Below are 1,058 nucleotides of genomic sequence, written 5' to 3'. Positions count from 1 at the left end.
GTCGAGGACCTCCTGCTGCGGCCGAGCGAAAAGATCGACTATGCGCGGCTCGAAGCGCTGATCAAGGACAAGGCTGTCATCGTCACCGGCGGCGGCGGATCGATCGGGTCCGAGATCTGCGAGCGTATCGTTGCCTTCGGCGCCGCGCGTTTGCTGATCGTGGAAAATTCCGAGCCGGCGCTCTACGCGGTCACGGAAGCGCTCGCTGCGCACGGGACGGCGGCCGCGATCGAGGGGCGGATCGCCGACATTCGCGACCGCGAGCGCATCATCCGCCTGATGGCGGAGTTCAAGCCGGACATCGTGTTCCATGCCGCCGCGCTCAAGCACGTGCCGATCCTGGAGCGCGACTGGAGCGAGGGCGTCAAGACCAACATCTTCGGCTCGATCAACGTTGCCGATGCGGCGCACGGCGCCGGCGCCGAAGCCATGGTGATGATCTCGACCGACAAGGCGATCGAGCCGGTGTCGATGCTCGGCCTCACCAAGCGCTTCGCCGAGATGTACTGCCAGGCGCTCGACCACGATCTTGCGGCAGCTAGCGGCAGCGCCAGGCCGCCGATGCGGTTGATCTCGGTCCGGTTCGGCAACGTGCTGGCATCGAACGGCTCTGTGGTGCCGAAGTTCAAGGCCCAGATTGAGGCCGGCGGCCCCGTGACGGTGACGCATCCCGACATGGTCCGCTACTTCATGACCATCCGCGAGGCCTGCGACCTCGTCATCACGGCGGCAACGCATGCGCTCGGAACGCAGCGTCCCGACGTCTCGGTCTACGTGCTCAACATGGGCCAGCCGGTGAAGATCGTCGATCTCGCCGAGCGCATGATCCGCCTCTCGGGCCTCCAGCCCGGCTACGACATCGAGATCGTGTTCACCGGGATGCGGCCGGGCGAGCGCCTGCACGAGATCCTGTTCGCCTCCGAGGAGCCGACCCGCGAGATCGGTGTCGCCGGCATCATGGCCGCGCAGCCGAACGAGCCGCCGATGCAGACGCTGCGCAAATGGATCGCGGCGCTGGAGCAGGCGATCGCGCGGGACGATCGGGCCACGATCAAGAC

The 1,058-nt window shown here is 66.7% G+C and carries 1 protein-coding gene; it reads left to right on the top strand.

The window, feature by feature from the left end:
* Positions 1–1,058: SDR family NAD(P)-dependent oxidoreductase (locus AC1DW2_RS43820; RefSeq protein ID WP_477009215.1), on the top strand; the 1,058-nt coding region annotated here is incomplete at both ends.

The sequence above is a fragment of the Bradyrhizobium sp. P3_C3 genome (genome assembly GCF_056402655.1).
This window is presented reverse-complemented; position numbering and strand designations above follow the sequence as displayed.